The organism is Pirellulales bacterium (assembly GCA_033762255.1).
GTDB lineage: Bacteria > Planctomycetota > Planctomycetia > Pirellulales > JALHPA01 > JANRLT01.
Genome location: JANRLT010000044.1, coordinates 233,857 through 260,406 on the forward strand (window position 1 = coordinate 233,857; position 26,550 = coordinate 260,406).

The 26,550-nt window shown below is 54.9% G+C and carries 25 protein-coding genes and 1 tRNA gene; 17 read left to right on the forward strand and 9 right to left on the reverse strand.

Annotated features, from left to right (window positions below; genetic code table 11):
* Positions 1-88: 88 nt before the first annotated feature.
* Entirely contained in the window at positions 89-946 is an 858-nt protein-coding gene (ilvE, locus tag SFX18_13200) for a branched-chain-amino-acid transaminase (GenBank protein MDX1964104.1), read from the forward strand.
* Positions 947-1,298: 352 nt separating this feature from the next.
* Here the strand turns inward: ilvE and SFX18_13205 are convergent, their stop codons facing one another.
* On the reverse strand, positions 1,299-2,441 hold the full coding sequence (locus SFX18_13205) for a DUF1570 domain-containing protein (protein MDX1964105.1): 1,143 nt from the start codon (positions 2,439-2,441) through the stop codon (positions 1,299-1,301).
* Positions 2,442-2,628: 187 nt separating this feature from the next.
* On the opposite strand from SFX18_13205, the gene SFX18_13210 reads away from it, so the two are divergent.
* The 3 genes from SFX18_13210 (at position 2,629) to SFX18_13220 (ending at position 6,224) form a co-directional block, all read left to right on the forward strand.
* The gene (locus tag SFX18_13210; GenBank protein ID MDX1964106.1) at positions 2,629-4,122 is read left to right on the forward strand and encodes a hypothetical protein; all 1,494 of its coding nucleotides are present in this window, start codon (positions 2,629-2,631) and stop codon (positions 4,120-4,122) included.
* Positions 4,123-4,284: 162 nt separating this feature from the next.
* On the forward strand, positions 4,285-5,397 hold the full coding sequence (locus tag SFX18_13215; protein MDX1964107.1) for a peptidylprolyl isomerase: 1,113 nt from the start codon (positions 4,285-4,287) through the stop codon (positions 5,395-5,397).
* Positions 5,398-5,480: 83 nt separating this feature from the next.
* Positions 5,481-6,224: a response regulator transcription factor gene (locus SFX18_13220; protein ID MDX1964108.1), complete on the forward strand. Its 744-nt coding sequence runs from the start codon at positions 5,481-5,483 to the stop codon at positions 6,222-6,224.
* Between the two features lie 631 nt (positions 6,225-6,855).
* Here the strand turns inward: SFX18_13220 and SFX18_13225 are convergent.
* The gene (locus tag SFX18_13225) at positions 6,856-7,680 is read right to left on the reverse strand and encodes a hypothetical protein (protein ID MDX1964109.1); all 825 of its coding nucleotides are present in this window, start codon (positions 7,678-7,680) and stop codon (positions 6,856-6,858) included.
* A gap of 25 nt (positions 7,681-7,705) precedes the next feature.
* Between SFX18_13225 and SFX18_13230 the strand changes: the two genes are divergently transcribed.
* Positions 7,706-7,921, forward strand: coding sequence for a hypothetical protein (locus tag SFX18_13230; protein MDX1964110.1), 216 nt, complete (start codon positions 7,706-7,708; stop codon positions 7,919-7,921).
* 14 nt (positions 7,922-7,935) lie between these two features.
* On the opposite strand, the gene SFX18_13235 is transcribed toward SFX18_13230, so the two are convergent.
* The 5 genes from SFX18_13235 to SFX18_13255 form a co-directional block, all read right to left on the reverse strand.
* Positions 7,936-8,121 carry a hypothetical protein gene (locus SFX18_13235; protein ID MDX1964111.1) on the reverse strand — a complete coding sequence of 62 codons (186 nt, stop codon included), beginning with the start codon at positions 8,119-8,121 and terminating at the stop codon, positions 7,936-7,938.
* Between the two features lie 95 nt (positions 8,122-8,216).
* A complete protein-coding gene (locus tag SFX18_13240; GenBank protein ID MDX1964112.1) occupies positions 8,217-8,750 on the reverse strand; it encodes a hypothetical protein in 534 nt (177 codons plus the stop codon).
* 662 nt (positions 8,751-9,412) lie between these two features.
* Positions 9,413-9,823 (reverse strand): J domain-containing protein, encoded by a 411-nt coding sequence (locus tag SFX18_13245; GenBank protein ID MDX1964113.1) that lies wholly within the window; start codon positions 9,821-9,823, stop codon positions 9,413-9,415.
* Between the two features lie 34 nt (positions 9,824-9,857).
* Positions 9,858-11,081 (reverse strand): metallophosphoesterase, encoded by a 1,224-nt coding sequence (locus tag SFX18_13250; GenBank protein ID MDX1964114.1) that lies wholly within the window; start codon positions 11,079-11,081, stop codon positions 9,858-9,860.
* 179 nt (positions 11,082-11,260) lie between these two features.
* The gene (locus SFX18_13255) at positions 11,261-13,249 is read right to left on the reverse strand and encodes an ABC transporter ATP-binding protein (protein MDX1964115.1); all 1,989 of its coding nucleotides are present in this window, start codon (positions 13,247-13,249) and stop codon (positions 11,261-11,263) included.
* Between the two features lie 381 nt (positions 13,250-13,630).
* Between SFX18_13255 and SFX18_13260 the strand changes: the two genes are divergently transcribed.
* The gene (locus SFX18_13260) at positions 13,631-14,470 is read left to right on the forward strand and encodes an RNA polymerase sigma factor RpoD/SigA (GenBank protein MDX1964116.1); all 840 of its coding nucleotides are present in this window, start codon (positions 13,631-13,633) and stop codon (positions 14,468-14,470) included.
* 137 nt (positions 14,471-14,607) lie between these two features.
* Here the strand turns inward: SFX18_13260 and SFX18_13265 are convergent, their stop codons facing one another.
* Positions 14,608-14,772 (reverse strand): hypothetical protein, encoded by a 165-nt coding sequence (locus tag SFX18_13265; GenBank protein MDX1964117.1) that lies wholly within the window; start codon positions 14,770-14,772, stop codon positions 14,608-14,610.
* A gap of 344 nt (positions 14,773-15,116) precedes the next feature.
* Between SFX18_13265 and SFX18_13270 the strand changes: the two genes are divergently transcribed.
* From SFX18_13270 to SFX18_13290, 5 genes are all read left to right on the forward strand, one after another.
* Positions 15,117-15,737, forward strand: a complete 621-nt coding sequence (locus SFX18_13270) for a DUF447 family protein (GenBank protein MDX1964118.1) — start codon at positions 15,117-15,119, stop codon at positions 15,735-15,737.
* Positions 15,738-15,783: 46 nt separating this feature from the next.
* Positions 15,784-16,866 carry a hypothetical protein gene (locus tag SFX18_13275; protein ID MDX1964119.1) on the forward strand — a complete coding sequence of 361 codons (1,083 nt, stop codon included), beginning with the start codon at positions 15,784-15,786 and terminating at the stop codon, positions 16,864-16,866.
* 22 nt (positions 16,867-16,888) lie between these two features.
* Positions 16,889-17,692 carry an ATP-grasp domain-containing protein gene (locus SFX18_13280; protein MDX1964120.1) on the forward strand — a complete coding sequence of 268 codons (804 nt, stop codon included), beginning with the start codon at positions 16,889-16,891 and terminating at the stop codon, positions 17,690-17,692.
* Positions 17,693-18,320: 628 nt separating this feature from the next.
* Positions 18,321-18,393, forward strand: a tRNA-Ile gene (locus SFX18_13285).
* A gap of 326 nt (positions 18,394-18,719) precedes the next feature.
* Entirely contained in the window at positions 18,720-19,577 is an 858-nt protein-coding gene (locus SFX18_13290; GenBank protein MDX1964121.1) for a hypothetical protein, read from the forward strand.
* 524 nt (positions 19,578-20,101) lie between these two features.
* Here the strand turns inward: SFX18_13290 and SFX18_13295 are convergent.
* On the reverse strand, positions 20,102-20,536 hold the full coding sequence (locus SFX18_13295; GenBank protein ID MDX1964122.1) for a hypothetical protein: 435 nt from the start codon (positions 20,534-20,536) through the stop codon (positions 20,102-20,104).
* A gap of 195 nt (positions 20,537-20,731) precedes the next feature.
* Between SFX18_13295 and SFX18_13300 the strand changes: the two genes are divergently transcribed.
* The 6 genes from SFX18_13300 to SFX18_13325 all read left to right on the forward strand — a co-directional run bounded on the left by SFX18_13300 (position 20,732) and on the right by SFX18_13325 (position 26,545).
* Positions 20,732-21,034 (forward strand): hypothetical protein, encoded by a 303-nt coding sequence (locus tag SFX18_13300; GenBank protein ID MDX1964123.1) that lies wholly within the window; start codon positions 20,732-20,734, stop codon positions 21,032-21,034.
* Between the two features lie 328 nt (positions 21,035-21,362).
* Positions 21,363-22,349, forward strand: a complete 987-nt coding sequence (locus SFX18_13305) for a hypothetical protein (GenBank protein ID MDX1964124.1) — start codon at positions 21,363-21,365, stop codon at positions 22,347-22,349.
* A 3-nt stretch (positions 22,350-22,352) separates the two neighbouring features.
* Entirely contained in the window at positions 22,353-24,059 is a 1,707-nt protein-coding gene (locus tag SFX18_13310; GenBank protein ID MDX1964125.1) for a hypothetical protein, read from the forward strand.
* Entirely contained in the window at positions 24,056-24,379 is a 324-nt protein-coding gene (locus SFX18_13315) for a hypothetical protein (GenBank protein MDX1964126.1), read from the forward strand. The genes SFX18_13310 and SFX18_13315 overlap by 4 nt, the downstream gene beginning before the upstream one ends.
* Before the next feature lie 29 nt (positions 24,380-24,408).
* Positions 24,409-24,627 carry a hypothetical protein gene (locus SFX18_13320; protein MDX1964127.1) on the forward strand — a complete coding sequence of 73 codons (219 nt, stop codon included), beginning with the start codon at positions 24,409-24,411 and terminating at the stop codon, positions 24,625-24,627.
* A complete protein-coding gene (locus SFX18_13325; protein MDX1964128.1) occupies positions 24,614-26,545 on the forward strand; it encodes a hypothetical protein in 1,932 nt (643 codons plus the stop codon). The genes SFX18_13320 and SFX18_13325 overlap by 14 nt, the downstream gene beginning before the upstream one ends.
* The last annotated feature ends 5 nt before the right edge of the window (positions 26,546-26,550 follow it).

Below are 26,550 nucleotides of genomic sequence, written 5' to 3' on the forward strand. Positions count from 1 at the left end.
ACCAAAATAATAAATACCAAAAACCAAACTTCATTACTCCAAACTCCACTCCTCCAAACTCCAAAACCAAACTTCATCCTCCCGCATCATGTCGCTGCAAATTTACATCTCTGGCAAATTCTACCCCAAAGAGGACGCCAAGATCAGCGTCTATGATCATGGGTTGCTGTATGGCGATGGCGTGTTTGAGGGGTTGCGCAGCTACGGCGGCAAGGTCTTTCGCCTGGAACAGCATTTGGACCGCCTGTGGGCGTCGGCCCGGGCGATCATGCTAGAGATTCCCCTCTCGCGCCCCGCCCTGGCCAAAGCGGTCAACGACACCGTCGCGCTCAATAAAATCCAGGATGGGTACGTGCGGCTGGTTGTGACCCGCGGGGCGGGCAGCCTGGGCCTAGACCCCCACAAAACCAGCCATCCCCAGGTGATCATCATCGCCGACGCGATCAGCCTCTATCCGGATGAGTTTTATCAAAAAGGGTTAGAGATCATCACCGCCAGCACGATCCGCAACCATCCCGCCGCCCTCAGCCCCCGAATCAAGTCGCTGAATTATTTAAATAATATCCTGGCCAAGCTCGAGGGCCTGCAGGCGGGATGTGTCGAGGCCCTCATGCTTAACCACAAAGGTGAAGTGGCGGAATGCACGGGAGATAATATATTTCTGGTTAAAAATTCCGCCGTCCTTACCCCCCCCTTGGACGCGGGAATACTCGAAGGGATCACCCGCGACGCTATCATGGAACTGGCCCGCAAGGCGGGCTACGAAGTTCGTGAACCCGCCCTGACCCGGCACGATGTCTACACCGCGGACGAATGTTTCTTAACCGGTTCCGCCGCCGAGGTCATCCCCGTGGTCAAGGTCGATCAACGCCCCATTGGCAATGGCACCGTCGGCCCCGTAACCCGCGACCTGCTAGAACGCTTTAAGAAAGCGACACGCGGCTAGGGGACAGGGTTAGGGGATAGGGGTTAGAGACGAGGGATGAGGGACGAGGGTGGCGGGGAAAAAACTTGGCCCCTCACTGCTTCAACAAATCCGCCGATGGTATCGGCGGTGCGAGAGACGGGAGGTGGGAGACGAGAGGCGGCAGGCAGGAGACGCAGGGGTGCAGGGGAGCGGAGGTGCAAGGGGGGAATGGCAACAAAGCCGCCGATGGTATCGGCGGTGCGGGAGACGAGGGTCGAGGGACGGGAGACGCAGGGAGAATGGTAAAAATTTAGTAGTAAGAATGCAGCAGGCAGAATGACTGTAATCAATTTTTGATTCTTCATTTTTAATTCTTATTTGACAGCCCTCCTCACCGCAGTTCCTCCATAAACCTTAAATACCGCGCGTTCAGCAAGCGAAAGTCCTTGCCAAACACACTGACAAAGTCCGTCAACCGCGCTTGCGGTGGATAATCCGTAAATGCCTCGCGATTGGCCGTCAGTTGCAAATACCGCGCGTATTCCCGTGGGTGTTGCTCCACCAGAAAAAACGTGAACGCCCACGCCTCGGCATAACCCGCATCCGGGTCGGCGTCAAAAAAACGGTCATCGGCAATTAGTCGCAACAACGCGTCTTCCGGACGGCGTTCTTTTACATATGTCCTAAACTGCGCTAGCCGGTCGCGATTGATGCGATCCTCGCGTCGGGGATAGCCTCGCGAATCCCACACGCCGGGGGCTTCAAACATGGTCCCCAACCCCTCCGCCACCCACCGCGGCGGCGGCGACCAGCGATTATGGATGCCGGTGTTAAACGCCGCCTGGTGGGCCGCTTCATGCACAATGGTCGCCATATTTTGCTGCCAGTTGCGAGTGGATTTTCCCCCATCCAGGTCAAAGAGGGCCACGCGGTTGGTTCCTCCCAGGTAATAGCCCAGCATTTCCGGCGTCGCGGCCACCCCTTGATTGGTCGAATACCTGATAAAATCGGCCTGCCGGTCCAACACCACGGCCACGAGCGGAAATTCCGGCTCCGCCAGTTGAAACCCCCGCACCTGAAAATACATCACGAATGAACGGTACATTTCTTCAAACCGCTCCGCCCAGGCGCGGGCTTTGCCGGATTGGGTGGCGACCAAAAAATGCCCGGTGGATGTGACCGTAAAATCATGTCCTAGTTCGGCTTCTAGCCGGGCTTTCATGACGCTGGCGGGATAGCTAGTAAAATCACGCGCGGTCTGGCGAAAATCCGTTGCTTGATTAGGGTGAAATGATTTGAGCGCCCCCGCGCGGGTCAGCAGCAGAACGTTATCCTCCGACCAGGCGAGCGGCCGCCCCTCTAGCCGCTCGCCAGCCAAAGTCAGTTCAAAGGTCACCCGCGGCGGTTCCGCCGACAACGTCAGAGGCAAAATCATCTGCCCGCAAATGGCCAGGACCATAGACAACCAGCCGCGCGCTTGCCATCTCGTCCGCCCAGCCACAAAATCATCCCCTGCCGGCGTCAGTGCTTGCATGTTTCACTCGATGATAAGTGTCTAATCCCCCAGGCTCCGCACTTTAATTCTAGGTTACGCGAAATGACGGTGACGCCCCATAAATAACGATTTTTCTAGCGAACCGGGGGAAATAAAATGTTAAAATGAATTTGCCTAAATGGGATTTGTCATGTTGCCGCCCCAACACTTTTTTTACGGTTGCCCGATGACCGCCGACACCCTCATTCATTTCCTATTTTCACCCAAGTTCCCCGGGAGGATAACCAGCCAGCTCATGCGGTTGCTGGCTGGGGCGTTGTTGCTGGTTTATTTGCAGCATGGGGGGACGCGCGCGGGCATCGCCCAAGACACAACCAAGCCAGGCCCCCCCTCCCCTGCTGCTCAATCACCTTCCCCGACGCAGCCCCCTTTGACTACGCAGCCCCCATTAACAGATAAACCGCCATTGGCGGACCAGGCTTCCCCGGCTTCGGAAACGTCGGACATGTCCGACACCCCGCAAGCGACGGCCGTGCGAAAACTACTGCGTCAGTTAGAGGCCCCCGTGCTGGAGGACCGGGACGCGGCGGAAGCGGAGCTGATCGAGCTGGGGCCGGATATCTTGCCGCTTTTGCCCGCGGAAAAAACCTTGCCCAAGGGGGCCCAGCAAAGCCTGGCCCGTATTCGCAAAGCCATCGAGGTGCAGGCGATCGCGCTGACGGCTAAAGGCTCGTTGGTAACGCTCAAGGTTGAAAAAATCCCCTTGGCGGATGTCCTGGCCGACCTGCAAAAGCAAACGGGCAATACGCTCAAACTTGGCGAAAATCAAGCCGACCTGGCCAACACGCCGATCACGCTGGATTTAACTAAGGAACCATTTTGGCGGGCGCTCGACAAAATTTTGGACCAGGCCCAGGCCACGACCTATCTCTTTCATCCCGATCATGGAATTCTAATTATTCCCAAGGCCAAAATGGCTTTGCCGCGCTTTGGACAGGCCAGTTACAGCGGTCCATTACGGATCGATGCCACGCAATTAATTCTGAGCCGCGATCCCCGCATGGCCAATGACCCATTATTGCGGGCCACGGTGGAGATCGCCTGGGAACCGCAGTTGCGGCCGATTTTTTTGGAATTGGACCAAAAATCACTAGTCGCCAAGGATGATCAAAGCCGCACGTGGTCCTCGGCGATGGACCAGGGGAGCGCGGGGAGCCTGATTAATCATAAAACCAACGCCGCTTCCCTGGATATGCTGCTGGAGGCTCCCCCCCGCGCGGCGACCGAGCTAAAAAGCCTGACCGGCAGGATCAAGCTATTGATGCCCGGCCAAACCCAGACGTTCACCTTTAACGACCTGGGCAAGGCCAAGAACGTGGAAAAGAAGCTGGCTCAAGCGACAGTCACGCTAGAGAACATTGTCAAAAACGATGAATTGTGGGAATTTCATGTGCGCATCCGCTATGACCAGCCGTATGTCGCGTTTGAATCGTATTTGGCCGCCTGGATCTTGTCTTATCAGCCGGTCTTGTTTGACAACCAGGGCAAAACAATAGAACATATCAGTTTGGATACCAACGGCCGCAATGAGCGGGAAATTCTCTTGGTGTATCTGTACGATGTGGCGGACCTGACGGGGTGTAAATGGGTTTATACCTTGCCGGGGGGGATTTTGGAGGTACCGTTAGAATTTGAACTACAGAGCCTGCCGCTCCCCTAAGAATATTGATTTGTCCGGGTTTCCCGGAAAAAAATCTTGTCCCACGCAACTTTGTTGACACCTGGCCACTTTGTGCCAGAACATCCTTTTTTCCAAGACCGTATTTTCGCATAGGTAACGCCAGTGCCCGCCCCCATGAGAAAGCCTTTCCGGAGTCAGCCCTTGTTACTGACTTGCAATTTCTTTCGAACGCGCGGGGCGTCGCTTGCCCGGTCGGTCATTACCAGTTGGTGCCTGCTGTTTTGCCTATGGGCGGTATGGGGTTACCGGGCCGCGGCGCAAGCCGTCGGTGACCCGCCTGCCGCATCCCCTCCGTCCCCCACCAGTCCCGCCCAGCCCCGCCCCGACCAAATCATCGTGGCCAAAATTAACGAATTGCCCATCTTTATGGCCGATGTCGAGCAAGCGCTCGAGCGGCATCTCAAGGGAAGGCAAGTGGATCAGCAGGTACGGACCCTGATGATCGCCGAACTGTTGCGAAAGCTGATGGAAGAGCGGATGTTGGTCGGTTTTATCGATCAATGGCCAGACCGCGCCACGGAGGCGGAGATAGATAAAGTGCTAGAGGAACGGCGGGAAATGATCAAAACCAAGGATCCCATGGCCGATTTGGATAAAATCCTGCAAAAGGCGGGTATGACGTTGGCGCAATACCGTCGGCGGCTATTTTGGGAAACCAGTTGGAGCAAGTACGTTGCCCAAAAAACCACCCGTGAGGCCCTGGAGAAGTATTTTGAGGATCACCATCAGGAATTTGACGGCTCGCAAATTCGCGTGCGGCATGTGCTTTTTCGCCCGGTAAAAAACCTGGATGAACGGGAATTTCAACGCCTCTACGACCGGGCGTTGGCCGTTTATCAGCAAATCCAGGCCAAGGAACTGACCTTTGATCAGGCTGTCGAAAAATACTCCAACGGTCCCAGCCGCCTGCAAAACGGCGATTTGGGCTGGATAGAACGGAGCGGCCCGATGCTCGAGGAGTTTTCCAAACCCGCGTTTGGACTAAAAATGAACGAAGTCAGCGAGCCGATCCTGACCCAATTTGGCGTGCATTTGATCATGGTGACCGAAACCCGGGGCGAAAATCTAAAAAAATTTGACGATGTGCTGGATAAAGTGCAGGTCGCCTATTCGCAAATGATCATGAGCCAGGCCACCGAAGAATTTCGTGCCGCGGCCAAAGTGGAAATCAGCCCCTACATTCCCCACTATGAATGGGGGACTAAAAAACTGCACATTCCCGACCCCAAATTGCTTCAGAAAACTGGTAAATAGCCCACCTACAAAGGGCTGGGCCAGCGGTGGAATTACCGCGCGGGCCGTGGCCCCCCCTGTTAGTGGCTCCCGCGGATTCGCGTATGGCACATATCTTGATAGTCGAGGACGATCCCCATATTGCCCGCGCGCTCAAGCTGAACCTGGAGGCGGAAGGATACGACGCCAGTATTTCCGCTGACGGCCAAACCGCGCTCGCGTTGCTGGGCGAGTCGTCCACCACGATTGATTTGGTGATTTTGGATCTCATGCTTCCCGGCCTAAGCGGGTATGCCGTCTGCGAATCGCTACGTAATCGGCAGTGCGAGATACCAATCGTGATTTTAAGCGCCCGGACACTGACCGAGGACCGCGTGCGGGGGTTTGACTCGGGGGCGGATGTGTATTTACACAAACCGTTTGACCTGGAGGAATTGCTAAGCGTGGTGCGAAATTTGCTTAACCGGCGCTCCCGGGGGCGAATTGACGCCGAACAAAAGACCACTGGCAAGGGGGCGACTTATGCCTTTGGCGATGCCAGCGTGAACTTTGACACTTATGAAGTCACCGTCCACGGAAAGCTGGTCCGGCTGACCACCCTGGAAATCAAGCTCCTGCGATACTTTATCGAGCACGAGGGGATGGTGGTTTCTCGTTCGGAACTTCTGGAAGAAGTGTGGGGGCTGGCCCACACCCCCACGACCCGCACGGTGGATAATTTTATTTTGAATTTACGAAAGACGTTCGAGCAGGATCCGGCGAATCCGCGGCATTTTTTGAGTATTCGGGGCACAGGTTATCGTTTTGTGGCCCGACCCCAGACAGATCCCCCGACGGGCGACGGCTAAAAACAGCACAAGCGGGTACGCTCTTGCACCCTCTTCCGCCTGTGCGATCGGGGCCATAACGATTGGCGGCACCGGCCCATTCAGTATCGCCATTTATTTAGTCCAACAAAAAAATCGCATTTTATATTCACGGTCAAGAATCGCGCCTGTTGACTCGATAGAAATAGGGAACCACCCGCAACCGCCAACACTCGACTTCACGGGTCAGACAAAGCTATACAGGTGGCATATATCCCCGGCGATTCAACCGAACTCCGGGGCTGGCGGCCTTGGTGACTAACGGCGCTGGTTGTGTAGCTTCCAACCAGTAGGACTATGGGGGTCCCGCCCTTATTCCACCACGGCTCGTCCTCCCTGGATTCGGTTTTTTCAAAGTTTCCGCAGGTTTCCGCCCGTTTCATCACCACACCCTAGGTATCCTTGGCTGGGGGAATCTACCGGCGCATTCTTGTCCGAGCTCAAATCAACAGCCGCCTAAGGTTTGGGGGGCTTGCCCGATGGCCGGAACGGCGCGCGAGGCTGTATCAAGATAACGCCAGATAGCCCGGGGATAGCGGGCGCAATAAAAAACCGCCGGGTTGTGCCAGCCCGGCGGTATCGCGATTCTTGACTTCAAACTTTGTCCACTAGATTAGCGGAACAAGAACAGGGCCGCCAATAAGGAGCAACCCAGGACGACATTTTTACGCAAGTCGTGTTTGCGGGATAATTTTCCAAACAACATAAGCACACCTACCGTGGATAGGAAGATGCCCCCCATTAAAACGCTGCTGACTTCGGGAATGATGACTTGGTTATAAAATTGGAAGAATTCACCCAAGTGGGCGGAACCGGATGCTCCCCCTGTGACGGAGATCGCCTTGCGAACAAAGACCGACGAACTAGGTGTAGTCAAGGCTGTGGTTTGCTCTAAATCGCCAAGCGGGCTATTTTGCTGCTTTGAAACGCTAAGGCTACCTAGGATCGGGGAATTCGGCGAGGAGTTGGCAAAAATCGTCTCTGCGATATTGACAATGCCATTTCCCGTGGCGGAGGCACCGCTCATCACCATCCCGACACCCGCTCCGCCAATCACCATTTGCTGGGAGGGAGGAAGCATTGGATCCGGGATAACCGAAACCTTAAAGGTCAGGTTGGCGTTGGTTGTCGCGCCGGACCCGGCGTTCATCGACATCAAGAAACGCAACCCGTATTCCCCTGTCATGCTATCCTGGCCCCCTTGGACAAGGAATGTGCTCAAGCTTTGGGGAATGGAGCCGCCAAAAGCGATCCCATCCAAGGCAAACATGCTAAAGAGCTTGTCCCCGGCAATCAATTGCCCATTCGGCAAATTGCTGAGGGCCACGGGATCGCCCGTGAGGGAAACAAATGCTGCTGGGGCATTTTGTAGCGGCATACAAACCGCAAATGCCAGGGCCGTTAAACAAACCGCCCAAATTCGACGTAGTCGTCGCATAGGATGAGTCCTTAGGTGCAAACACGTGTGTAGTTTCTCGCAGACAACAGGTTGCCGCGACCATGATGGCTCTAAAACCTTGCCGGACAAACGGAGTTTTGCCCGACGATTTCCCCCCAGCCCGCCGAATGGCGCGGCTTCTCCCGTCTTTCAAACCACCATGGCCGATGACCACATCCCACCCGGGGGAAGAGGCTGGCGAATACCGGGTAAACCGGCAATCGACAACGACCAACGATAGCTCTGACAGACCCCTTACCAGCTCCAACGCTTGTTCCGGCGACGATGAATTCCGTTCATGCTGACCGGGCGCTTCTTAGTGCGAAAATCTTGCTTACGAGAGCCTTGCGGGGCTTCGTTGGACTTTTCGCGGACCCGCATCGAGCGATAATCCAGATCGTTGCCTTCGTCTTCGTGAATCCAAGTGTTAGGAGCGTTCATGAGTCTGTCCTCTAGGTAAAAAGTGCTTCAACCCAACTAATGATTGACCGCTTAAAATCCAAACCATCGTTAAAACGCGTCGCGTTGTACTATCCTTAAACCGTTGTCGGCGAATGCCTGGCGGCAATTTGCAGGGCTTGCTCACACAACTCGGTGTAATTCGCCTGCAAATCAACCTCGGATAAGTAGGTCCAAACCCCCGCCTGTCTGGCCCATAGTTCAATCTGCGGATCCGACTGGGAAGCTCCCACAATGAGCAACACCCCCCCGATCCACGTCATGTGTTCCACTAACTGCCGCACTCCGCTCGCCGCGGAATCTTCCCCGGGCAAATGCAGAAAAGCCATTCTCACGGGATTGCGGCATAAAATCTTCAATGCTCCGACCGCGTCCCGTGTAATCCACGGTTGCCAACCAGCCCGCTTCGCCCCGGCTGCAAACTCGGTGGATAACCTTTCGTCATGACTCATGACCAAACACGGCCAGTGGGAATTGCCTTGCATTGTTATTCCACTAGTCGTTTGCTGATCTGTCTGACGCGGTTGGTCCGTGATGTTTGTCTGCGTGGCGTTCGGCCCATCGCCAGGTAAAGCGACGTTGTTCGGCAAAACCATTGCGCTGGGTGACATCCTGAATCAGTCGTTGTGCATCTGTGATTGTTGGCCCGTAATCCAATTCCAACCCGCAATCAAAATCCACACTCTCTCTGCGCAGAATCCAATTGCTTTCTGACGCACTGTTACAAAGCAATTGATATGCCATGAGCCGCATGACCTTAAAAGCTATTCTTTAACCACAAGCGCAATAACGGTTTACAGAATTTAATAACCACCCATGCGGCACTAAATTGGATTTATGAGAATTCACCCAAATGGTGATTCCATTACCGCCGAAGAGCCTAGATTGGCCGTATAATGCGGCACTTTAGCTACGATTCACCAATTTAGTGACAGCTCACCAAAACAGTGATTTTCACAACTTAGCCTGCTAGCAAGGACAAATTATCCCAAATGGCCCAGCCAGGGATCTTGTTATTATGAGTAACGTTTATCCCTTTAGTTTTGTCATAGCTAGGGGTAAAAATCGCGCAGAACCACCGGTGGGAATCAGTCCGTGGATTTTCGCTTCAACCATATTCAATCGTCATGCGGCGAATCGCGTTGACAGCGTACCTGATTTCTACGCCCAGCAGGTTCCGTGGGTTCTGCCTAAGCCACGATGCTCCCGCCAACAGGGGGGCCCGGGTAGTACCGCCAGCGCGAGAATGCCACTGACGCGCAAAGAGAGCTAGCTAACCCAGCGGCGGGGCGTTCTCCACTGCCGCTAAACCCCGTAAAAATGTTTGCGCTTGCTCAAAAGAGGCTTGCAAATTCAAAAACTTTTGCCGGTCTCCTCCTTTATCGGGGTGCAATTTCTTTACCTTTTCACGATAAGCTTTTAATAAATCTTCCTCGCTGCAGGGCAATCGCAGTCCAAAGGTCAATAAACAGGGAGGCGTTTTTTGCCTGGCCCAGGCTGGAATTTGCGGCAAATAATTGCTCACCACAATCATCACCCGCCGCGCTGCGAGCCACCAGGCCCGCAAATCAAAAAACATGAGCACATAACCGCTTCCCACCAAGCTTAACAGCACAGTGAAAAATACAATCAACACCCAGCGGTCAAAATCGTCCGGCCAGCGATTCATGGCAAAAAAGCTCATAGCAAATCCGACGCCCAACTTTCAATAATAAATCTCAAGCCGTTCCGGCGGCTCCCCGCACAAGTTTGAGCAAACTGATTTCCGGAGGGGCGTTCCACCGCAGGGCTAATTCCGCCGAAAGCCCGCGGCTGACATGCATCACGCACCCTCCTTGAAAAAACGTACCGCCCGCATAGCGTACCCCATGATAGCTGGGGGCAAAGATCGGCCCAATCCCTGGCAGGGCTATCTGGCCACCGTGGGTGTGGCCAGCCAACATGAGGGGAAAATTCCACCGTTGAGCGTAGCCAAATTGATCCGGTGTATGCGCTAACAAGACGCGAAAATATGGTTTTCCCCGCCATTCCACCGGGGCATGCCGCAGGTCGGCCGCTGGACCCAACCAGGGAAGTTCGTTACCGGCTAATAAGAGCGGCCAACCACGCGGATAGGCAAATTTCCAACCTCCCCCCACATCCTGAATTCCCACATCGGCCAAGACCCGGTGAATGCGGCCCAGATTGTGGGTGCGGGAATCGTGATTTCCCAGAATGTAATAAATGCCATGTTCCGCCCGCAAATTTCCCACTGTTTCCGGCAGCCAATCAATGCAATCCGCGGCATCGACTAGGTCTCCGGTAATGGCAATTAATTCCGGTTGCAAGTCCGCCACATGTTGAAGTGCTAACTGAAAATAACGTTGAGAGATGTGGCCGGTAAAATGCATATCCGACAGATGCACGATCCGCAAACCGTCCAACTCCGGCGGTAACTGGGGAATCGGCAATTCGTGCTGCTCCACGTGTAAACGCAAAACCTCATTTCCCGGCCAAAATTGGCATAGTTTGGCGAACCAGCCCACGCATAATGGCTGATCCGCCTGGTCGGCGACATTGAGTTTCTTTACGGTTGAATGATGTGTAAAGGCGACGGGATCGCCCGGGTACTTGCGTCTGGCCCAAATTACCGCCACAAAAGCCATCCAGGGGAGCAGGACGCAACTGTAGATTTGCCAGAGGGGGAATTCCTCCCGCCAAAATTGCCAGATTGACGTGAGTGGCTGTGCCTGACTGGCAAATAGCATGGCCTGCGTCCGCCAGCCAATGAATAGCCAATACATCAGCCCCACGGGCATGAGTATTAGCCCCACCAGGGAGCAGCTTTTGACAATCCAGCGCGGCATGCCAATGGCGTGGATACGATTAACCAGTGCGGCGCACAACGCCCAATGCCCGGCCAGGGACCAACTCCAAAAAATCGCCGCCAACAACAGGGACATTGTGCTTGGAGCGGTTCCAAAAGGATAAGGCCGGGAAAACCTGCGAAACAGGGGAGGCCAGAAGGCCAAATCGCGCGGGGGTAAGCTGTAGTTTAAGCAACGTTCCGCTATTCGCCCAGTCAAGCTAAAATTTTGGCCCGGACAATCGCGTTACCCTGCAGCGGCGTATGGAGCAAACATTATGCCGCCGCCCGCAATTGAGTTTGGTGTAGACGGCGGTACATTTCACACCGGCCAAACAATTCTCGGTGCGGTCCGGCGTCCACAATGGTTCCCCGGTCCATGACCACGATATGATCCGCTAAATCCAAGGTCGAGACGCGATGCGTGATCATGATGGTGGTCCGGCCGCGAATAAACTCTTCGAGGGCCCGGTGGATTTCTTGTTCGCTTTCGGGGTCGATTTGGCTGGTTGCCTCGTCCAGAAGTAATATCGCAGGATTGCGCAGAATCGCCCGCGCCAAGGCAATCCGCTGCCGCTGCCCCCCCGACAGACGCGCTCCCTGCGGGCCAATGATCGTCTGGTAACCATGCTCTAATTGTTGTTCAATAAATTGATGCGCATGGGCCTGTTGGGCGGCGGCAATGACCTGCTCAGTGGTGGCCGTCGGGGCGCCATAACGAATGTTATTGAATACCGTGTCGTCAAATAGCAGCGCTTCCTGGGTGACCAGGCCGATCTGGCCGCGTAGTTCGCGCACCCGCGCCTTGCGGATGTCGATGCCGTCTATGCGGACGCTGCCAGCGGCCGGGTCATAAAACCGCGGGATCAGATTGAGCAATGTACTTTTGCCGCAGCCATTAGGCCCGACGATCGCCACGGTCTGGCCGGCAAAAATTTCTAGACTAAGATTGTGCAGGACGAGTTGATCGGGATGATAGGCAAATTTGACATTCTCCAAGGTGATCGCGCGGCTATGCCGGGACAGGCGGACTGGCCGCGGCGGGTCCTGGATGGTTGGTTCGCGGTCCAAATACTGGTAAATTCGGTCTCCCGCCGCCATCGCCCGTTGCAACCTGCCAAAAACGTCCGAGAGCTTGCGGGCCGGATCGGTCGTGCCAACCAATAAACCATAAAAAATCAGCAGGGAACTTAGGCTTAGCGGGCGGTCCGTCATGCGAATGCCAAAGATGTGGGTTTCTTGGTTGAGCACCAGATAAGCCCCGGCCAAGATGCCCAGACAGATCGCGCTGATGCCCATCATCTCGGTCAAGGGATGAATCAGCGCGTCATAACGGGCAATTTTCATCCCGCGTTTAAAAATCTCTTTATTATTGCGATGAAAGCGCAGCCGTTCGTGCCGTTCGCGGGTAAAGGCTTTGACCACTTTGATATTGCCAAAGGTTTCGCCCAATATGCCAAAGAGCGCGGCGATTTCTTCCATGGCGCGGCGATTGGCGCGTTTCAGCGATTGGGCCAGGCGATTGATCAGAAATCCCATGATCGGCGCGAAAACTAGCGATAACAACAAGAGCCGCCAACAGACAAACGCCGCCCCGGCCAGGCAGACGATCATTTTGAGCGGCTCGCGCACCGCCCTGCCCAAGAGTGTCTGGATCCCCGCGTACAAGGCGTCCATATCATTGGTAAAGCGGCTTAGCAAGTCACTGGTTTTACTCTCGCTAAAGTTCGCCAGATCCAGCCGTAGCGTGCGGCGAAAAAACTTTTTGCGCAGGTCGGTCATCACCAGCATCGTCAGCCGATCGACCAGGATCGAATCAAACACCAGGAACACATTTTTTAGAATTGTACCCGCCAACAAGACCATCATGATCGCCAGCAAGGTTTGAAATTTATCACTGGGCAAATATTCATGGATAAGCGGGCTGAGCCACTCTTGCCGCGCCAGATGCGTTTCTTCCGCGGATAGCTTAAAAACCAATTCCTCGCGCCGCGCGCGGGCAAAGTCACCTTCTGGGGCCGGGGCATTGCCCGGTAATGCCGCCAATTCTGCCTGCCAGGCCTGGATATTTGCCCGCGATGCCTGAATATCCTTGGTCACCCATTCTTGTAACGACTGTCCGCGAAAGATGACTTCCACCACCGGGTACGCGCCCCCGATGTTCGCGCCCCATAATAGCGCAACCAGAATCGCACAACCGGCCGAGGCGGCCAGCGTGGCTTTGTACCGTAACACGCGCTGCAAGGTGCGCGCAAAATTCTTCATTCGTCAGTCCCGGATGCGTATGGCTGCTTTTTTATCGCCGCATTGACGGGGGCTTATTATCCCCCCCGCGACAACACGTGTCCCCCCCCGCGAGCGCTGCTTTTGCGTAAAATCCGGCCCGGGATGCCACCCAAAGCTATTTCACGCATAAAACTTGCTAGCACGTTCCCGTCGTTAGACGGGTGGGGACGCTACTTTTAGCACAATGCGAACAGACGGCCAAGAGCGATGTCCGCCGCCCATCCCCGTTACAATCCGCGGATTTGGCACACCCCTTTCAATCTGTCAACTCCGGTGGGTGGGTGGAGAAGGCCGCCCCTCTGTGTCGAAACCCTTAGGTAGGCCCTCCCGTTTGCGCACCTGGTATTTTTTGACTTTGCCATGCCCAGTCCCCGCCGCAAATCCGCTTCTTCCGTGCAGACCCCGTTAGAGACGTATCTGCGCGAAATAAACGAAACCGCGTTATTAACGGGGGATGACGAGCAACAATTGGCCATTGCCATTGGCCAAGGGGACCTGCGCGCCCGGGACCGCATGGTCCGCGCCAATCTGCGACTGGTGGTCAATATCGCCCGCGGTTACGCCGGCAAAGGCTTGGGCCTGCAGGATTTAATCGAAGAGGGAAACCTGGGATTACTGCGGGCGGTGGAGGGGTTTGACCCCGCGATGGGGACCCGCTTTAGCACGTATGCCAGCTACTGGATCAAGCAGTCGATCAAGCGGGCGCTTATAAATTGCGGCAAGACAATCCGTATACCCGCCTACATGGTGGAATTGCTCTCTAAATGGCGGCGCGCGTCTGCCCGCTTGACCGAGGAACTTGCCCGCACACCCACCCCGGAAGAAGTGGCCCGGGTTCTGGGCCTGCAGCGGAAAAAGCTGCCGATTATCAAAAAAGCGATTCGCATTTATAACTCCACCCCCCAAACCGAGCAGGCCGATGTCGGCTGGTCGCTGGGGGATATGGTGTGCGACGAGAACGCCAAAACGCCCGAGGATGTTCTATTAAACGAGGACAATCTGGTCCACGTCATGGAAATGATCAAGTCCATGGATCCCCGCGAGGCAACCGTCCTCAAAATGCGCTTTGGCCTGGATGACCACGAGCCCAAGACGCTCAAGGAAATAGGAGAATCGCTGGGTCTGACACGCGAGCGTGTGCGTCAGATCGAGACCGAAGCGCTGGCTAAACTGGCGGCGGGGCTTGATTCGCGTCCGTAGCGTGACAACGCCGCCGATGTCAGCGGCGGTTGCACAACGCGGGACCAGTGTGGCATGACTCTAGATGGCACATGCGGGCTATAGAACGCGTCTCTGCCGAGGGGCAAACTCCTCTGTTCTATATTGCCGTTCTCCGTCTACGTTCCCTGGACGGCGGGTCCTGGTTGGGGAAAAGCAATCGGCTGGGGGCGCCGGGATGAGTTTTTTAGAATTACCGGTCGGGCGCGGTCCCGGCTAGCTGGCGTCGCACCATACCCCGGGAAATTCCCCAAGAGCACGCGCTGGGATAAATTCGCTTGCATCGTTCGATCCTCCTGATCGCAGGTCCCGGGCCGTGGCGAGATCACCGACAATCATGCTGTCGGATCGGATCACGCGCCAAGTATCCCGGTACGGTAAAGAAGTCCTGTTTTCCGCTTTCCGCCTGGCAAGCGCCGGTAAAATAATTTCCGGCAATCAGCAACTGCATCGTCGGATACGCGGATAATCTTGATGCACAACGTGGTTTTGGCGGAAATAAGTAAAACATTTCTTTCATATCCCGAGCTTGATTGGCGCAATCGTTACAACGCGCAGCGCGACTATTAAAATTTCCCGCCAAGCTCTAAAATAGGACTGCCTCAACCCAACGTTCACTTTCGCGCCCATGCCGTTCATCCTGGAAACCCTGGTCACCACGCTGAATGCCGACGGTTCGGTCAATTTGGCTCCCCAAGGCCCGATCGAGTTGATCCGCGACGAACGCTATTTGCTGCGCCCTTATCAAGGCTCCCGCACCTTTGAAAATTTGCTTCGCGCCCGCTGTGGCGTGCTGCACATCTGCGACGATCCGCTGTTGTTGGCCCAGGCCGCCCTGGGCGAGCCTGATCCACCCCCCAAGACGCGCCCCGCCAAGGAATTTGCCGGACGTGTGCTTTCCGCCGCCTGCCGCTATTATGAATTTATCATCGAGGAAATCAACACCGCCGCGGAACGGAGTGAACTTACCGCCCAGGTGGTCCGCAAAAAAACGGTACGCGAATTTGGCGGATGGAATCGGGCCCAGTTTGCCGTGTTGGAGGCGACCATTTTAGCGACACGGTTGCGATTCTTTCCCCCCGCGGTCGTGCAGACGGAACTGCAACGATTGCGCCCCCTGGTGGAAAAAACCGGTGGCGAACGGGAACTTGCCGCCTGGAGTTATGTGGAAGGTCAAATTCAAAAATTTTACAATCCTATCATTCCTGGCGACGGAACTGATACCATGGAACATTCATCTCCCGGCTGAAATTGCCTGAAATCAAATTGCCCGACGGACGAGCCCCGATGCTTTTATGACCGATCTTCCCGCCATCCTTGATATCAATACGCCAGCGCGGCTGCACTTTGGGCTATTGGGGTTTGGCCAAGGAAATTCCCCGCTGGGCAGGCAGTATGGCGGTGTCGGGGTAATGTTGGCCCAGCCAGGCTGGCGGCTGCGGATGACCACCGCCGCGGAATGGCGGGTAACCGGTCCCCAGCGGAGCCGGGTGGAGGGGGTGCTAGAAAAAATAATCGAACGTTGGCAGCTACTGCCAACGGAAGGTGTGCAGACTCCGGGAGTATCGGGGGAGCAGCACCCATCCAAGAATTTACCCGTCGATCATGCAGACCGGGCATCCCGGCAAGTCCGTCCCTTTGCCGTCGAGGTCTTGCAGGCCCTCCCACCGCATGCCGGATTGGGTAGCGGTACCCAACTTGCCCTGGCCCTGGCGTTGGCCCTCTTTCACTGGCATGGTCGGCCGATTGGCCATTTGTCGGAATTGGTCCGATTAGCGGGACGGGGAGAGCGCAGCGCGGTGGGGAGCCACGGTTTTTTGCACGGCGGTCTTATTGTGGAACCGGGCAGACTGACGGGCGAAACTCTTCCACCACTGGTCCGACAAGTTCCATTACCTCCTGACTGGCATGTACTGCTGATCCGACCACTGGATTTGACGGGCACCGCTGGCGACGCCGAACGGGCCGCTTTCGCGCGATTACCCCCTATCTCCCCCACCATCACGCATGCCTTGGCCGGATTGTTGCTCTTGGAAATACTCCCCGCCGCTCTTTCCGCCGACTTTGTCCGCTTTGGCCAAGCCGTTTATCGGTATGGACTGTTAGCGGGAGAGTGTTTTTCCCCGATCCAGGGGGGACCATACGCCCACGAGCGGATCGGCCAGATGGTGCAAGCGCTGCGCGGCCGTGGTGTGGCGGGGGTGGGGCAAAGCTCGTGGGGGCCGGTCATTTACGCCTGGTTTAAAAGTCTTTGTGCCGCGGAGGAATGGGCGGAGGCGTTATCCCAAGACCCCCTATGTGCTGGCTGTGAGCTGACCGTGACCCCCCCCGCGCGACATGGAGTCACCGTGAATGGTGCCCCGTGGTGCTTTGTCTAATTGCCTGTTTTGCCACAATAATATGCCTGACGTAACTTGGGTACTTGAGCCCAACATTTTTCCCGAGACGCATGGCCCGATCCGGAAAGCCATCCGTGATCAGGGGTATCGTATCGTTGAATGGTCTGACACTTGGTGGTCTGAAGGTGTGCCCTCGCATATTCCCACTTCGTCTGTGGTATTTCATGGCTCACTTGGCAACGCTGCACGAATTACCGATGAACTTCAATGGACTCCTGGCTCATTTTGTCCAGTTGAATTTTTTCGTTGCTCAACATGGTATGAATCCGCTCGAGAATGGCTTATCCATAGTGATTGGAAGATCTGTCCTGCAAATGAATTGGTCGCAAACTCTCGCTTGATTGCAAATGAACTCGGCTCTACTGATCGCCTATTCGTGCGTCCTGACAGCCCATTAAAACCATTTAGTGGACGGGTTGTTGATATTGCCACGCTTACGCTAGCAAAGCTCGATCATGGTTTCTACTACGATGATGATTCAATTCTGGTCGTCGTCGCACCCATTCAAACAATCGGCAATGAATGGCGTTTTGTGATTGCAAATCGTTCAGTCATCGCAGGTTCGGCCTACGACCCTAAAGTGCGAAAACCGGTGACCGTACAATTAAACTCTTCTGCAGCGAACTTCGCGTCTACTATAGCGACGTCGCTCGCGGAACCTGATAACGTCTACATACTCGATGTCTGTGAATGTAATGGACAATTGCGACTATTGGAATTGAATCCCTTTGGAGGCGCTGACCTTTACGCCTGTGATCCAGTGGCGATAGTCGAGCGTGTGTCGGCGCTCGCTTCCTCAATGTAAGGGAATTCACGCAAAGCCGCTTAGCTGTGCGGTCTAACAATGGAAAATCGTTCGCCGCGGCCTGGTGAACGATGTCGTTAATACACAAGCTGCTTCTCCCGTTAATAGATATTTGGTATTGGCCAATACCAAATCAGCTTATGGCAACACTTTTTACTCAACAACTTCCCATTATTGCGCTTATTCGCCCAGAGATCTGTCAACAGCATGAGTTGGCGGGGGCACGTCTTATGATTGATAATGCCGTTTAGCGAATTTTTCCGCATGCCACGGGGTGTAGAACAATTCTTTCCCTGTGAACCCTAGCGCCACAGGTCGTGTCATTGGCGATTAAATTCGTTGGATTGTGGCACCAGATTTTGCAATGCGCTATTCATACGGCACACAATGTTGCACGGCTAAAAAATTGCGATTGGGAAAAAATGCATGAATTGAGGGAACCCTGCCAGTTAAAATACGCTGGTTTTGATCCGTTACATGTCCCTTCCGCGAGTGATTTTTTTTAATTTTTTTGTGTTCTAGCGGGGCCATCCTCTGGCAAAAAAATTCGAAAGCTGGGAAAATTTGATTTTTGAAATACGGGGCGGATCTGCCGAGAGGCTCTGCCCCGAAATTTACAGTAAATAACGGGCCCGTAGCTCAGCGGTTAGAGCAGGGGACTCATAATCCCTTGGTCGTGTGTTCGAATCACACCGGGCCTACTGCATTTTCTTGTGACAAAACGCCCTTGGTAGCCTGTTTGGTAGCCCAAAATGAAAAGATTCTCAAACGGCTCGATGGGTTGCGGGATAATCCAGTAATCTTCTGGCGTTTCTATTCTGTTAGTCCAGTATTTTCTTGTGATTTGCCGCCCCAAATAGATTGACTAAAGCGGCAAGCCTGAACATACTAGGCGTGCTATCAGTTTGGCCAAATTGTTAGCTATTTCTAGGAGCCACATTTTCATTCAATCAAGGGGCAGCCAATGCGGTCCGTGCTATGCGCGTGTTTGTTATTTTTCAGTGGCCTATGGTCTCTCCAGGCGGTGATGCTTGACCCTCTGTCGGTCGGCAACTGCAATCTCTTTCTCGATGCTCGGGACCTCTCGACGCTCACATTGACCCCCGCGGGTAAAGTGCTGGCCTGGAAAGACAAAGCCACGGGGCTGGTCTTTGCCGCCCCGGATGAAGCCCGCGCACCGCAATACGTGCTAAACTCCCCCCTGGGACCAGCCGTTTACTTTGAGCCGATTCACTACCTGAAAGCTGTGGTCGCGGATTGGATGACAACCCAAGGTCAAATCGGCATGAACGTGCATTGGCTCGAACAGTCATCCGAGACGTTCCCGCTCTCGAGCGCGGATGAGCAGAGCAACAGCAAATACACGATGTTTTACACGCGCCAAGTAGGACCGAATTACCGATTTGGCATGCGTATGCGTAATCAACCCGACGTTCCGGCGTTCAACGGCGGGATCGAGGCGGATGGATCGAATATGCTGCTCAATACCAACTATTCGCTGAATATCCGGGCACACGGGATCGGCGGAACATCCAGCTATGAACTGTGGGGGAACGGGGTCAATTATCCGCCGACCTACGGCAGCAACGCGGCCATGCTGAATAGCTGGATGGGGAACGTGACCGGGCGGGATAACCTCATTTTGGGGGCGTTTCAGCTACAAGACAGCGTGCAGCAGACGGGCAAGTTCTACATCGGCCAGGCCGTGGCGTTTAGCGCGCCGCTGAACACCACGCAGAATGCGGAGTTCCAGGATATGCTCTTGAATATTGGGTCCACGCCGATCCCCGAACCGGGGGTGGTATTTGTGGGAATGGGGGTATCGCTGGCCTACTTGTCTTTGAGCTTTTCCCGGAGAGCGTCAAGGGTGTCCATTACCCGATAGCTTGCGGATCGCGCGTGCAGTGTGAAAAGCTAACCAACCCGTGAGAAACGAACAAATTAGCGGGTAGGCGACCGCGACCACGTCGATCAACAATCTGGGAATGTATTCCCTGTAATCATACCATTGCATTAAATAGGCGGCGTTTCCCAATCGTGCCCAAAACCAAGAGCTAATCCCGGCGGTCACTGCAAATAATAGCGGTAATATCAAGTGGTTCTGATCTAATTGTCGAGCTTGGGTGGCAAATTTTTTTGCAGCGGCCCGATACGGCTCTACCTGCGATTCACCTTGCCTAAAGTTGAAATCTGGTGTGGTTTCGGGGGGTGTGAAATGCACCACAGGGGGTGGTGATGGCGGGGATTGGCTATGCGCCTTACCAAACACAGACAATACGTCTTTCCAGGGTCCACCCTGGGACTTTGAGACTAGCGCCACACCCGGGATTTGTCCGGAATCCCAAAGTTCGCGAAATTGGTCCAGGGAATAGGGACCATACTCCTGGTTTTCAATTTTAAGAAACAACGTCACTTTCCACTCTCTTTCTTGGTTTTAACTGGCTTATCTCTTTTCTCCGGCACCACTTCTTTAGGGGCCGGGGGCTGTTTGGCCGCCTCGGCGTCGATCTTGGCCAGGGCCTGGAATACTTGCCGGTTGAGGTGCGGGTCTTCGGGGAAGGGACCGGCGGCAAGGGTTTCGGCTTGTTTGAATTGATCTAATGCGTCGGCGAACGGGTCATCGTCATCGAGCTTTTTGCCTTGGCGGTTAGGCATTAAAAGCCCACGTTCAATTAGGAATTCATCGTATTTCGGGCGTTTTTCTAGCGGTAATGAAAGGAACTTTGCGCGGTACTTTTCGTAATGTTTCGCGCATAAACCACGGGTAATTCGCGTGCTCCCGTCTTCGCAGACGATGCAAACGCGTCTCGATTCACGTTCCTTGGCCAGTTCTCTTTGCTGCATTCATGAATAATAGCAAACTTTTTTAGATATTTCTAAGTGCTTTTCTGGTAATAGTTTACATATTCTTTGCTGTTTGTTGTGGAAACTTCACGGAAAGTACACTGTTGACAAAGCCGATAATGTTTGTACTATACCGTTACTTTACAGCAACCAAGCAGTTAGCGCACGGAGGCCGGATCATCAAGAGGTTCCACCGTGCAGCTAAATCGAATAGTCGGATTCACGATTGGCATTAAGGCCATGATCAAAATACCACGTCGGCATATTGCTCGCATTCGTGAGCGAATCCTCCAAGGGGTTTGCTTACTGTGCGATGAACCACACGCAAAACGTGGCCTGTGCCACCGGCACGCCAACGCCTATTACCAGCGATGGTGGCGACTGGGGGACGACGAAAAGAGGCAGCTTTACGAGGCGCGTTGCATTTCCAAGGGGCTGATTTTGCCCACGGGAGCCATCCGCCAGATCAAATCCACCAACCCATTTTCGGAGGCGTGATGGACGGGGAAACCTACAGCTTTCGTTTGAATCCAGTGCCCGACAGTGAGTCGCAAATCTTTGATCAGATTGCGTCGCGGCTGTTTGTGGAATGGTCTTCGTCGTACTCAGTCACCGATGCAACGTCCACGGATGTCCTGAATAAATTGGCGGACAAAGCGCTATTCTTTGCCGCCGCGTTCGTTGAGGCCAGACGGGGCTATTTGACTACAAGGGAAAAAAAGGAGGCGTGATGGATGCCGCGCCGAGTTTGCCAGGCGGAATGCCCCCCAAGCGTCCAGACAAACCGGAAACTGGCCCGGATGCCAGCAAGTCCGTATTCACTTTAATGCGTGATTTGGGGCTTGGCCGACTGGCGGAAATGGGCCAACTGGCAATGCGCCTGCCAGGTGAAATCAAGGACGTGGCCCAAGCGTTCCGGTTCATTCGCACAGGCACGCGGGCGGCAGGTTCCGCTGTCGGCGCGAGTGCGGGAAATGGCGCAAACGGGGCGATTGCCACCGCCGGGGCTTCTGTGGCACAAGCAGTGACCGCCGGGTCACCAGCGGCGAGCGGTGGCACGGCAACCGTGGGACCAGCCGTCGCCACGGGCGCGGCGACAGCGGCGGGCGGAGCGGCGGCTGGTGGCGGCGCGGCCACCACGGGCGCGGCGGCGGGTGCCGCAACGGCGGGTGGAGCGATGGCGGCAATGGCCGCGACACTGGGGCCGGTGGGGATCGCGGTGGCGGCCCTGACGGTGGCTGTGGCGGTTTCGGTGATCGCATTTAAGGCCCTCTCCGCCGCGGTCAAATCACAAACCGCGGCGATTAGCCAGTATTCGCCGGAACTCTCCATAGCCGAATCCATTGGCGAAATTCGCCAAATGCAAGCAGAGATACGACGGGCTGATGCGATCGGACCGGGACTGGCAAAAATGTATGACGCCATCAGCCGGATCGAGACAATCTTTTACGACATAGGGACAAGCTGCCTGAAATTATTAGTGAAAATCTTTGAACTTCTGGAGCCATTTATTGAATTCATGATTGACACGCTGGGCTTAATAGCCGCTGCCATAGATTTTGGCGTGGACGATTTGGTAACCATCATCGATTTGTTTACCGATCCCGTGAGGGTCTGGACGGAAGACCTAGGCAAACTCAAAGAATTACTGGGAAAAATCAACAAGGCAATTCAGGCATTTGGTGAAAATGGGGATGAAATCGACGATTTTGGCGATAAGTGGCTGGGTCAACTGTCGGCACTCTACACCGGCATGGGGGGGGTGCGTTTAGCGCCCCCGGCCAACATCAAGCCTCGACCGGCGGGAGGTTAAATCATGCCCACACTCGCGGACCGCACATTTGTCGGGCAACCTCTGGGGACACTGTCTTACGACGGCTATGTTTTCGATGGTAGTTCCCAGGTCAAGGCCAAGACCATCCCCCTCAAGGATGACGCTGGGCGCGTGACGATTGCGCATGAAATCACACTCACCATTACGGGTGTCATTGCCAATCAAGGTGGCAATAGAATGTTTTGGACGGAATTGGAAACAAAACTCCTGAGACAAGGGGGGCGGTTTGTCATGACTGGGCGGGGGTTCTTGGACATCGATACCAGCGGGTATAATTCGCTGAATCGATCCAGGGACATCGCCAATGGGCCAAGTCCCCAGTCCCTGGATTGGGAACCGATAGGCTCAAGCAATTCGTGTGCCTTCGTTTATGTGGTCAAGATCACCTTGCCGGTTCCATGCTATCTGGACCAACTGGGTATACCCAGCGTGCTCAACTCGGGCGTCATGGCCTTCAATTACAGCCTGGATTACAGTTACAACGATGGTGGGTATTGCACACGGGCGATTGCGGGTTATATCCAAATCGCGCAAAACACCGGTACGGATTCGCGTCCACTGGATGCCATTGATCAATACCGCGAGCGTTTGCGGGTGCCGGTGCTTCCTAACTTCACACGCAACCAATCTTTCCAAATCACACCTGACCGCACGAGGATGAATTTTACGATCACCGATACGGAGATCGAGTCCCCCAACGCCTACCCCGAAGGCGTGCGGAAAATTGAAGCCCGGCATCGGGTGAGTTGGCAACGTGGCAAGGGACAGGGGATGCTCCCACGAAACTTTGTGGGAGCCTCGATTGAACTGTTGCCGACGGTTGCGCCCGAACGGGCGTTCCGCATCTTCCTGGACCTGCTTTTCAGTCGCATCCAAACATCGGAGCAAAACGGTGTTCCGGTTTTCCTGGATTCCCTGGATGTGGAAGAGGATATTTACTCGCGAAGTTCCAGCTTTTCCGCCAGCTACCGTATCCTAGGGGGCATCCCGGAATTTTTGGACATGGGATTGTGGAAGCGTCTGCCCGACACGTGGGACCGCTGGGCAGTGGGAGCACGGTTTGCCAAAGATGTGCGCGGCCACACCTTGCTGAATTTTACGCGTGGCGAAGACATTGTGATATCGCTCTGCAACCAAAGGGATGGCGCGTTGTTTGAGGATTATCTCAAGCCAGAGCCACGTTACCGGGAAAAACCCAGAAAACCAGAGAACAAAAAACCGCCACCAGACAAAAGTTACGTTGGTTTTCAAAACCAGATTGTGCCAAAATCTCAAACGCCCTCTTATCGACAACGTCCATTGCAGCCACCCAAGTCCCAGAGCGATGACCCGTATGCGCCTGGTTATGTGTCAGGAGGAACCGTTGCCGGGTCAGCGGATATGCGGGCCACGTCGCTGGACCTGGGAACAACCAGCGGAACGGCGGACACTTTGCAACAGAGCGGCCAACCATCGATGGACGTGGCGCTGATCGGCCTTGCGACCCGCGCGGGATACCCCATTCCCAAACCCAAGCTGGAAAAATTCGGCAACCAGACACCAATCGAAACGGACTCGGTATTTGATTGTCGGATTGTCGCGGTCTGTTTTGGTGTGCCACTGTACGCTGCCCGCTGGGCCATAAATTACATGATTCCGGGGCTGCCCGGAACAGTCACCATTCCCGATAACGTGGAGCAAAATCAATGAGTGCACAGTTACCTATAGTGGACCTGCAAACGGGTTCGATGAAATTCAACATTGTGGACGATGCCACCGGTACAAAAACGCCACATGAAGTGGACGTGATGCTGCTGAAACTTGCTTGCGAAGAGCAAGAACGGACCCACAACCTGGAAATCCGGGATGGCAAATACGTGCCGACTCCGCAGTTCCTGTTCGACCTGGCAAACAGCCTCAAGGGGCTGGGGTTGCCAATGTGCACCCCCACGATGGCGTTCCAGCTATGGTGCGCGGCCGGTGCCCAAATCGAAACCTTAAAAAAAAATACCGAGACGCCGCCGACATAGCGTTTTGGTACGGACTGGACGCCGAAAACATGCCCCGCGGCAAGCAAATCGGACTGCTAAGCAACCTCAACCGCGTTAAAGCCCAAGAGCGGATCAACCTGGGCTTGGTAGACCCCTGCGATTACCAGCAAGCCTACCACACCTATTTGCAAGCTTTTGATGACGAACAGTTAGCCCGCGAGGCGCAATCCCGTGCCGCGCGGGCCTATGCCGAAAGAGCGACCCGTAATACCCATGCCCCAAATTGACACCCAAACTCCCCCGCCTGAGCCAGCCGGAATGCAGAGCGCCGATCCCCGGATCAACAAGGCGCTCCGTTCGCTCTTGGGACTACCGGAAACGCGCGGCTACAAGCCGGTCGATCATCGCTACTTTCTGCGGCCCAGGGACTTACCCCCGTTCACGTTCAATGTGATCGAGGCCATGCAGTATGAGCCGACCATCAAACTGGGGTTAGCGGCCCGCGCGGCACCGCTCTGTACGCCGGAATTTGCCTACAAGCAAGGGGATAAATGGATTCCCGGCATTCAGGCCGAAAACGAAATCATCGCCGCTTACGTGGAACGGCAACTATTGAAAATCTGGAATCAAATCGACGTGCTCCTGGATGCCCAACGCTGGGGCTGGGCGGCGGCGGAAATCACCTATGAGGTGACACACTATGGAACCGTGGAGGTGTTGGATTTGCTGCCCCGCCATGCCCGTGATACGCGGATCATCAAGTTTCAGGGGCAACCCGTAGGCGCACGATTTCTGAATGTGCAAATGGCCGACGAGGGCATGGTGGACTGTTTTTTCCCCAATTGTGTGTTTCACAATCATGCATTGGGGGCGGGTGAGGATTACGGCACGAGCATCCTCATCGGCGCGTATTCGCCCTGGGCCGATAAATGGCTCCATGGAGGGGCCCTCGACGTGCGCAGGCTCTTTATGCACAAGGATGCCTACGGGGGAGCCGATTTGGCGTACCCCGAAGGGACCACAATCATTGGTGACCAGGAGGTGCCAAATCGAGACATTGCCCGAGAAGTTGTCGAGCAACTCCAGGCGGGAGGCGTCACCAGTTTCCCCAGCAAGAATGACGCCAATGGCAATCCCCTCTGGAAACTAACCCGCGCCACCGTACCCGCCAATCCTACTCATATCCTGCAATTCCCCAAGGACCTCGATACCGAAATCTTGCGCGGCCTGGAAGTTCCGGACGATGTTTTAAGCTCGGATAATTCGGGCGCCTGGGCTGGCAAGCAAGTCCCAATGGCGGCATTTTACAATTCCCTGGATCGCTGGCTGGCCAGCTTGGTACGTGACGTTGTGAGGCAGGTTTTACGCCCGCTCGTGCGGATGAATTTTGGTGGTGGCCGCTGGTTTGAAGTATCAACTAAGCCGCTGGCCGTGCAGGCGCTCGAGCAGCAAAGTAAAGCGGGACCAGCCAAGTCTCCTGATGGCGGTGGCGGAATGCCGTTCGCTGGCGATGACGGCATGGCCGACGATTCGATGGGAAACGATGAGTATGGGGGTGGGGCGGATGACAGCATGGTGATGGAACGGGCGGTCGGCATGGGGCTGCTACGGGCGGCCAGCACAATTCGCCGGGCCAGGTCGATTGTGCGAAGAGTTCACGCTGTGCCCCCCCAGGCATTAAGCGTGGACAGCCAAGGAAACGAACATGCACCAGCCGGGTCGGAGAAGGGGGGGCAGTTTGTGGGGAACGATCAAGAGAAAGGCAATGGAGACGAATCGCCTTCCGTAGTTGAATTCAAGGGGAATGAATTCGATTTGCAGGCCGACAACAAAACATTAAGGCGCGAGGTTTATGAATATGCCAAAAGCAATTTGGCGGGAAAGAAGTTTGTGAATCTGCATACGAAACGTGAAATTCAGGTATCAATGAAGGGGATCGAGAAAGCAATCGCCAACCTGACCGACAGGCGACGGGCGCTGGCAATAGCCAAGCTCCCTGAATTGCTGGCCAGCGCACAGTACCAAAGCTCGGCCCTGCCAGATATGAAGCCGGGCCACACGGCCAAAGGGTCAAATGTAAGAATGTTCCACGTGTTCAATGTTGCGGTTAATATCGCCAACCAAAAATCCAGGGGGAGATTGATCGTCAGGGAGGACAACAACGGAGATTGGTTTTACAGCCACGATTATGAAGACGCGCAATAAAAAAG